Annotated in this window: 7 protein-coding genes and 1 pseudogene; 3 read left to right on the plus strand and 5 right to left on the minus strand. The window is 72.9% G+C overall.

What is annotated here, in order from left to right; translation table 11 throughout:
* Positions 1-344, plus strand: a pseudogene (locus tag VR45_RS47560) (hypothetical protein); the annotation flags it as partial.
* 167 nt (positions 345-511) lie between these two features.
* Here the strand turns inward: VR45_RS47560 and VR45_RS37150 are convergent.
* The 4 genes from VR45_RS37150 to VR45_RS50885 all read right to left on the minus strand — a co-directional run bounded on the left by VR45_RS37150 (position 512) and on the right by VR45_RS50885 (position 5,167).
* Positions 512-3,073 (minus strand): FtsX-like permease family protein, encoded by a 2,562-nt coding sequence (locus tag VR45_RS37150; protein ID WP_045944352.1) that lies wholly within the window; start codon positions 3,071-3,073, stop codon positions 512-514.
* A gap of 22 nt (positions 3,074-3,095) precedes the next feature.
* Positions 3,096-3,863: an ABC transporter ATP-binding protein gene (locus VR45_RS37155; protein WP_107084396.1), complete on the minus strand. Its 768-nt coding sequence runs from the start codon at positions 3,861-3,863 to the stop codon at positions 3,096-3,098.
* Positions 3,864-4,352: 489 nt separating this feature from the next.
* Complete coding sequence (gene ssuE / locus VR45_RS37160) at positions 4,353-4,907, minus strand: NADPH-dependent FMN reductase (RefSeq protein WP_045944354.1); 555 nt, start codon at positions 4,905-4,907, stop codon at positions 4,353-4,355.
* Positions 4,908-5,080: 173 nt separating this feature from the next.
* The gene (locus VR45_RS50885; RefSeq protein ID WP_353612751.1) at positions 5,081-5,167 is read right to left on the minus strand and encodes a putative leader peptide; all 87 of its coding nucleotides are present in this window, start codon (positions 5,165-5,167) and stop codon (positions 5,081-5,083) included.
* Between the two features lie 273 nt (positions 5,168-5,440).
* Here VR45_RS50885 and VR45_RS37165 point away from each other — a divergent pair, with 273 nt between their 5' ends.
* The gene (locus tag VR45_RS37165) at positions 5,441-6,841 is read left to right on the plus strand and encodes an LCP family protein (RefSeq protein ID WP_045944355.1); all 1,401 of its coding nucleotides are present in this window, start codon (positions 5,441-5,443) and stop codon (positions 6,839-6,841) included.
* Positions 6,842-6,958: 117 nt separating this feature from the next.
* Positions 6,959-7,465, plus strand: a complete 507-nt coding sequence (locus tag VR45_RS37170) for a hypothetical protein (RefSeq protein WP_052709670.1) — start codon at positions 6,959-6,961, stop codon at positions 7,463-7,465.
* 24 nt (positions 7,466-7,489) lie between these two features.
* Here the strand turns inward: VR45_RS37170 and VR45_RS37175 are convergent, their stop codons facing one another.
* Positions 7,490-8,128: a hypothetical protein gene (locus VR45_RS37175; RefSeq protein WP_159394499.1), complete on the minus strand. Its 639-nt coding sequence runs from the start codon at positions 8,126-8,128 to the stop codon at positions 7,490-7,492.
* Positions 8,129-8,211: the final 83 nt, after the last annotated feature.

Consider the following 8,211-nt stretch of genomic DNA (forward strand, 5'->3'; position numbering starts at 1 on the left):
CGGTGATCCGGTACGACCCGCACTGGGCCGAGTCGGCGCGGACGCTGGCCGGCGCGGTGCCGACCGCCGAGCTGACGCCCGTCCCGGGGCTGGGGCCGACCCTCCAGGTGTACGCGGGAACGGACCACCCGGCGGCGGGAGCGACGGCCGCGGCCGGTCCGTCCGCGACGGCGGTCGCGGTGCCCGCCCCGCCGCCGCCTCCGTCGCCGTCCTCGCCGGTAGCCGGCGGAGGTACCGGTGCGGCACCCTCCGGCCCGGCGGCGGAGGCGCGCGCCGAGGGCGCGACCGGAGCGGGCTCGGCCGCACCGGGGGCCGAGCGGGCCAGCGACATCATCTGCCCCTGAACCGGCCGGTGGGCCCGCCCGCCGCACAACAGGGGCAGGGTGCACATGGCACCCTGCCCCTTCCCCCTCTTGTTCCCCCCTGCTCCCCCCTGCTTCCGGGACCGGGCCCCACCTTCCCCGGTCCCCCGACGCGGCCCCCGGTCCCCCGATCCGGGGGCCGCGTGCGGTCAGTCCGTCGCGATCGCCGCGAGGACGTTCATCCGCCCGGCCCGGAAGGCCGGCACCAGAGCGGCCAGCAGGCCGATGACCATCGAGGCACCCAGGGTGAGGAGGATGGTCGTGGTCGGGACGGCCAGCGACTCCAGGCCCTGGGTCCGCAGCACCTGCTGTCCGGTGATGCCCCAGGCCAGGCCGAGCGCGGTGCCGAGGACGGCGCCGAACAGGGCGATCACCACGGACTCCAGCCGGATCATCCGGCGCAGCTGGCGACGGGAGAGCCCGATCGCCCGCAGCAGGCCGATCTCCCGGGTCCGCTCCACCACCGAGAGCGCCAGGGTGTTGACGACACCGAGCACCGCGACCACGATCGCCAGCCCGAGCAGGCCGTAGATCATGTAGAGCAGGGTGTTGACCTGCTCCTGGACGAGGTCCTTGTAGCCGGCCTGGTCGCGGACCGAGGCCTGCGGGTACGGCTTGAGCGCGTCCTCCAGGCCGGTGAGCGTCTTCGCGACGTCCGCCCCGGCGGCCGCCTTGCCGAAGAGGATCGCGTCCACCGGCTGGTCCGCGGCCGGCACCGCCTTGGTCACGGTGTCGAGCGAGGCGAAGGTGTTGCCGTCGAAGAGCTGGTTGCCCTTGGTCATGATGACGCCGACCGGCAGCGACTGGACCCGCCCGTTGCCGTAGTCGACCTTGATGGTGTCGCCGAGCTTGAGGCCGTGGTCCTTGGCGTAGTCCTCGCCGATCGCCACCGCGCCCTGCTGGAGGGAGCCCGGAGCGCCCTCCTTGACCGGCAGCCGGAAGTCCTCGGTGAACCGCGCGGTGACGGCGGATATGCCGTTCTCCACGGTCTTCCCGTCCGGCGCGGTGAAGTACGCCGGGAGGTACTTCTGCGCGGTGATGTGGTCCACGCCCTGGACCTGCCGCACGGCGGCGGCGATCCCCGGGGAGACCCCGTTCTGGCCGGCCGAGATGATGTAGTCGGCGCCCACCGAGCGGTCGATCTGGTCGTTGGTGGACTTGATCACCGAGGAGGTGAAGACCGAGGCCCCGATCACCAGCGCCAGTCCGATCATCAGTGCGGCAGCCGTGGCACCCGTACGACGCGGGTTGCGCATCGCGTTGCGCTGGGCGAGCTTGCCGGACGGACCGAACAGGGTGGGCAGCAGCGCGCCGAGCACCCGGACCACGGTGGTGGCCAGCAGCGGGCCGAGGACGACGAAGCCGACCAGGGTCAGCAGCACGCCGAGGCCGATGAACTGGCCCCCGGTGGCCGCCTTCTCCGCCTTGGCGGCCAGCACCAGCAGACCGCCGCCGCCCGCCGTGAGCACCAGACCGATGATCGCCCGGACGGTGTTGGAGCGGGCCTCGGCCGGGGTCCCGTGGTCGCGCAGTGCCGCGATCGGTGCGATCCGGCTCGCCCGGCGGGCCGGGATCCAGGCCGCGAGCACGGTGATCACGACACCCACCGCGTACCCGGCGACGAACACGTCCGCGCCGATCTTCAGGTCCGAGGCGTCGAGGTGCATGCCGGCCGCGTTCATCAACTGGATCAGCCCGACCGCCAGGCCGAGGCCGGCCGCGATGCCGATCGTGGACCCGGCCAGGCCCAGCAGCAGCGCCTCCACCAGCACCGAACGGTTGACCTGCTTGCGGCTGCCGCCGACGGCCCGCAGCAGGCCGATCTCCCGGGTGCGCTGGGCGACCAGCATCGAGAAGGTGTTGATGATCAGGAAGCCACCGACCAGCAGCGAGATGCCGGCGAAGCCGAGCATCGCGTACTTCATGAAGTCGAGGAAGGAGCCGACGCTCTTCTGGCCGTCCGCCTTCTGCTCGGCCGCCGTCTTCGCCTGGTAGCCGCCGCCCAGCCCGGCCAGCGCGTCGGACTTGAGCTGCTCGTCGGACCGGCTGCCGTCGCCGTAGACCTCGACCGAGGTGTAGCCGGCTCCCCCGAGCAGGACGCTCTGCGCGGTGGCGGTGTCCAGGAAGGCCAGCGCCGCGCCCGGGTTGGTGGTCTTGAACGCGGCGATGCCGACGATCGTGAAGTCGTGGTTGTCGTCGATGATCACCCGCAGCTTGCCGCCCAGGCCGAGCTTGGCCTTCTTCGCGGTGTCGGCGTCGAGCACGACCTGGTCGGGGCCCTGCGGTGCATGACCGGAGGTGATCTCGACCGGGCTGCGCGGGGTGTCCGCCCAGTTGCCGACGATGGTCGGTGCGCCGGTGGTCGGGCCGACCTTCTTGAGGGTCGCCGGGTCCGCCAGGGTGGCGTTCTCCACCGTGACCTGACCGATCGCCGTCCTCACCCCGGGGACGGCGGCGACCTTCCGCACGCTGTCGACGGTGATCGTCCGCGTCTTCGCTCGGGTGTCCTCGCCGCCGATCTCCGGCTTGGCGGGCCCGACCGAGACGTCGGAGGCGGTCGAGGCGAAGAGCGTGTCGAAGGTGCTGGTCGCGGTGTTGGAGAACACCAGCGTCCCGGACACGAACGCGACCGAGAGGACGACCGCGACCAGGGAGAGCGCCATCCGCCCCTTGTGGGCGAAGAAACTTCGAAGTGATGTCTTGAGCAACATGGTCCTGTCCGCTCCCGCCCGCTCAGCTGGTGCGCTTGCCGTCGAAACGGCGCATGCGCTCAAGGACGGAGTCAGCCGTCGGGGCGTGCATCTCGTCGACCATCACGCCGTCCGCGAGGAACAGCACGCGGTCCGCGTAGCCGGCCGCGACCGGGTCGTGGGTGACCATGACGATGGTCTGGCCCAGCTCGTCGACGCTGCGGCGCAGGAAGGAGAGCACCTCGGCGCCGGAGCGCGAGTCGAGGTTCCCGGTGGGCTCGTCACCGAAGATGATCTCGGGCCGGGCCGCCAGTGCCCGGGCCACCGCGACGCGCTGCTGCTGGCCGCCGGAGAGCTGGGTCGGCCGGTGCTTGAGCCGGTCGGACAGCCCGACCGTCTCCACCACCCGGTCCAGCCATGCCTGGTCGGGCCTGCGGCCGGCGATGTCCATCGGGAGGGTGATGTTCTCCAGCGCGTTCAGCGTCGGGAGGAGGTTGAAGGCCTGGAAGATGAAGCCGATCTTGTCCCGGCGCAGCTTGGTGAGCTGCTTGTCCTTCAGACCGGTGATCTCGGTCTCGCCGATCCAGATCCGCCCCTCGGTCACCGTGTCCAGACCGGCCAGGCAGTGCATCAGGGTCGACTTGCCGGAGCCCGAGGGGCCCATGATCGCGGTGAACCGGCCCCGCTGGATGTCGACGTCCACCGCGTCCAGGGCCGTCACCCTGGTCTCACCGGCACCGTAGGACTTGGTCACCTGGCGGGCCGAAGCGGCGACGGCGGGGACACCGCCGGGAAGCTGGGGGTCGTACACGGCTGCTGCTGCCGTCGTCACTGTCGTCTCCTAAGAAGTGGTCCCGCCCGTTGCCCCCAGCCTGCTCCGTCCCACCCGTCCGGCGACATCGCGCTGGGGATAGTTTTCGACCGGGAGTCAGCCCCACCCTCCCGGTGAACCGGGGACCCGGACCCGACCGGAGCGGGTCCGCCTCGGACGGGCGGGGATGTGAACCACGTTAGGAGTCGGGGCCGCTCCTCCTCGTCATCCGACGGGAGGAAGCGGCCCAACCGGAGTTGTACGGGGTGGACCTCCCCTCCCCCTAGGGGTCGGCCGGGCCGCCCTCAGGGACCCCCCTTACGGAGCCCCGGTGCGGCGGCGCGGGAAGCCGCCCGCGGGTGCTCCGCCGAGCGGGGCCGGAACGCCCGTCGGCCCCCTCGCCGCCCCTCGCCGGAGCGCCCGCAAGGGCCGACGGAAGGGCGTCCGAGGGGGCCGACGCGACTGCCTCGGCGAGGCGTTGACCCGGCGTCAGGCGGTCAGGGCGGGGGCGGCGAGGCGCTCCAGGGTGCCCGCGAAGGCGTCCACCACCGGCCGCAGCAGCACGTCCGTCTCGCGCTCCAGCACGGTCGTGCCGTCCTCCCGGACGGTGATGTGGCGGTCCAGCACGAACCAGCCCCGGGTGATGTGGTCGGCGCCCATCGAGCTGAGCACCGGCCGGAGCGCGTAGTCCACCGCCAGCACGTGCGCGGTGGAGCCGCCGGTGGCGAGCGGCAGGACGGCCTTGTCGCGCAGCGCGTACTGCGGCAGCACGTCCAGCAGCGCCTTCAGCAGCCCCGAGTAGGCGGCCTTGTAGACCGGGGTGCCGATCACCACGCCGTCCGCCTCGGCGAACAGCTCCAGGGCGGCCGCCAGCTGCGGATGCGACAGGTCGGCGGTCAGCAGCGCGTGCGCGGGCAGGCTGCGCACCTCGAAGGGGACGACGCGGTGGCCGCGCTCCTCCAGCTGCTCGTCGATCAGGCGCAGCAGGCGGGTGGTGCGGGAAGTCGGGGACGGCGAGCCGGAGACGGACAGGACGGTGGCCATGGATTCACCTCGGGGAGGAAGCGGGGACGCCGCTTCGGCGGCGCGCGGCACCGACCGCGAGCACGTCGACCGGCCCGGCGGGACCGGGCGGAGACAGTCAGCGGTGGGCACGCCGCACGGGCAGCGGCGGAACGGGGAAAGAGGAGGAGTGGTGGGGGTTCGACGGGCGAGCGTCAGCCACAACAGAGCGAACAGGACACACGCTGCAGGTCGACGTGCCGCCGACGCGTGAGAGTCCATCGCTGATCCATGGCAGTCATGCAAACACGCTGCGTTCGGGGCGGTCAAGGATCGTCCCGACAACCGAACACCAGGTGAGACGGACGGTGAGACGGAGGACCGGGAGGGTGACCGCTCGGACGGCGGCCTGGCAGCGGCCGGACGGCGGCCGGGTGGCCGGACGGACACGGGGCGTGCGCCCGCCCGGCACCATGCGGCGGAACGATCCGGCGCGTGCATCAAAACTGCTACAAGGGTCCTGGTAGGGGCCCCGGGGGGAGTCACCGGCGCCCGCGTCGGGCATCCTCTCCCACATGAACACGTGGCAGGAGGGCCGCCCGGGCGGCGGCGGGAACCCGTACGGCGGCAACGGTGGCGGTGGCGCCGCGTACGGGCACGGTGGCGGCGGCGCGGGCGCCGAGCCGCCGCTGCCCGCCGGGCTGAACCCGCGCGGGCCGGGCGCTCCGGCACCCCGGCAGCCCCAGCCGCAGGGGCAGCCGCAGGGACGGCCGCAGCCGCAGGGGCAGCCCCAGCAGGGCCGGCCGGGCACGCCGCCGCAGGCGCCCGGGTACGGCCCCGCCCAGGGGTACGGGCAGCCGGGGCAGCCCGGTGCGCGCCCGTCGGTGCCCGCACAGGGCGGTCCGGGTGGCCCCGGCGGCCCCGGTTCCGCGCCCGGTGGCCCGATAGCCCCCGGCGGGCCGCAGTCGCCCGCCGCCGCCCGCCCCGGACGCTGGCCGCGGCGCCGGATCGTCAAGTGGTCGGTGTTCGGCGTGCTGATCGCCCTGATGGTCACCAGCGTCTCCACCTGGTTCTGGGCGGACTCCAAGCTCAACCACGAGAACGTGCTCACCGACTACCCGGGCCGCCCGGCCGCGGGCAAGGGCACCAACTGGCTGATCGTCGGCTCGGACAGCCGCAACGGCCTCTCCGACAGCCAGGAGGAGGACCTGCACACCGGCCACGCGGGCGGCAAGCGCAGCGACTCGATGATGATCCTGCACGTCGGGGACAGCGGGAACACCCTGATGAGCATCCCCCGCGACTCCTGGGTGCCGATCCCCGAGCACGCCGGCGAGAACGGCAAGCCCGTCAAGGCGACCACCTCGAAGATCAACTCCGCCTTCGCCTCCGGCGGCGGCAAGCTGCTCGCGCAGACCGTGGAGACGAACACCGGCATCCGCATCGACCACTACGCCGAGATCGGCTTCGCCGGCTTCGTCGGCATCGTCGACTCGGTCGGCGGCGTGGACATGTGCATCGAGCAGGACGTCAAGGACAAGGACTCCGGCCTCGACCTCAAGGCCGGCTGCCAGAGCCTCGACGGCACCCAGGCGCTGGCCTTCGTCCGCCAGCGCCACCAGATGGCCGACCAGGACCTCGGCCGGATGCGCAACCAGCAGAAGTTCCTCGGCGCGCTGGCCAAGCAGGCGGCCTCGCCGGCCACCGTGCTCAACCCGTTCACCTTCTACCCGCTGGTGTCCTCCGGCCTCGGCACGCTGATCGTCGACGAGGACGCCGGGCTGACCGACCTCGGCTCGCTCTTCCTCGCCATGAAGGACGTCAACGGCGGCAGCGGGAAGAGCATCACCGTGCCGATCGCCAACCCGGACTTCAAGACCAACACCGGCGAGTCGGCGGTCAAGTGGGACACCGCGAAGGCCAAGCAGGTGTTCGACGCCTTCAAGAACGACACCGCCGTGCCGGACGTGAAGTAGTCGGACGTGAAGTAGTCGGACGCGAAGCAGCCGGGCATGAAGCGGCCGACCCTCCGCCACCACAGGCGCCCCGCACACCTGCGTGACTCCTCGTAACACCGCCGACACAATGGGTGGATGTCACTCGTCACCGCGCTGATCTACCGCCGTCGCCACCGCCTCCTGGGCCGCCTGGTCCAGGAGGCGCTCGCCGTCTACGGGATGGAGGTGCCGGCCGCCGCCGAGATCGGGCCGGGACTCGTCGTGTTCCACCGGGGCTTCGGCACCGTGCTGCATCCGTACACCACCCTCGGCGCCGGGGTGACCTTGTACAACGGCGTGACCGTCGGCCGCGCCGACCCCTGGGTGCCGCAGGAGGCGAGCGCGATGCGGCGGGTGGTGGTGGAGGACGGCGCGGTGCTGTGCGCGGGCGCCAAGGTGGTCTGCAAGGCCGGAGTGCTGACGGTCGGCGCCGGCACCGTGGTCGGCGCCAACGCCGTACTGACCCGCTCCACCGGGCCGGGCGAGATCTGGGCCGGCACCCCCGCCCGGAAGGTCGGGACGCGGGCGGACTGGCCGGGCGGCGCGGCAGGGGTGGGGGCGGGGGCGAACGCGGGCATGGCTGCGGCCGAGGCACGCGCCTGAGGCGCTCGGCCGAGACACCCCCGGTCAGCGGACGGCCACCCCCGGCAGGTGCCCCGTCGCACACTCCGCGTACCGGTGGACGGCCGCGCCCCGCCGCCCTTCGCCCGGCCGCCCGCCCGGGCCCTCCAGCTCGCCGGCCAGACCGTGGTGAATGGTCCGGCCGCCGCGGCCGCCCGACCACCAGGCGTCCGACAGATGGACGACCAGGGTGGCCGGGTGCTGCGGCTCGGGGCGCTCCAGGACGAGTTCGCAGCGGGCCTCCCCCGCCGGGAAGGTCACCACGGCCTCGCTGGTCCGCAGCCGCGCCCGGCGCGGCTCCCGCTCCACCGCCCAGTACGCCGACACCTTCACGTCCAGCCGGCCGTCGAGACCGCCCTCGCCGGGCCGGACGTACTCCTCGTCCGGCACCCAGCGGGCGTGGTTGCGGATGTCGTCCGGGCCGAACCACTCCGCCCAGCTGATCCAGTAGCCCGCGACCCGCTTGATCGTCATGGCCTCCCGGAGGATCCGGACCGGGATGCGGGTCAGACTCTCGGGCTCGCTCATCAGCAGGACGCGGCCGTCCTGGTCGACCCGGGCCTCGGGCTCGGGCTCGAAGGAGAGGACGGTCACCTGCTCGCAGGTCACCTCACCGTCGTCCTTGCGCCGACTCGTCTGCCTCATGGGTGAACCACCTTGCCGGGGTGCGGAGTTCGTCGATTCGCGGCCGCTTCCCTGACGCCGGGCCGACCACGCCCGCGCAGCTA

This window comes from Streptomyces sp. NRRL S-495 (assembly GCF_000966955.1).
GTDB classification, from domain to species: Bacteria; Actinomycetota; Actinomycetes; order Streptomycetales; family Streptomycetaceae; genus Kitasatospora; species Kitasatospora purpeofusca.

What these genes read in the sequence shown, in the direction of transcription:
- VR45_RS37150 (WP_045944352.1), bottom strand. Translation starts at nt 3,073, where the DNA reads ATGTTGCTCAAGACATCACTTCGAAGTTTCTTCGCCCACAAGGGGCGG.
- ssuE (WP_045944354.1), bottom strand. Translation starts at nt 4,907, where the DNA reads ATGGCCACCGTCCTGTCCGTCTCCGGCTCGCCGTCCCCGACTTCCCGC.
- VR45_RS50885 (WP_353612751.1), bottom strand. Translation starts at nt 5,167, where the DNA reads ATGACTGCCATGGATCAGCGATGGACTCTCACGCGTCGGCGGCACGTC.
- VR45_RS37165 (WP_045944355.1), top strand. Translation starts at nt 5,441, where the DNA reads ATGAACACGTGGCAGGAGGGCCGCCCGGGCGGCGGCGGGAACCCGTAC.
- VR45_RS37170 (WP_052709670.1), top strand. Translation starts at nt 6,959, where the DNA reads ATGTCACTCGTCACCGCGCTGATCTACCGCCGTCGCCACCGCCTCCTG.
- VR45_RS37175 (WP_159394499.1), bottom strand. Translation starts at nt 8,128, where the DNA reads ATGAGGCAGACGAGTCGGCGCAAGGACGACGGTGAGGTGACCTGCGAG.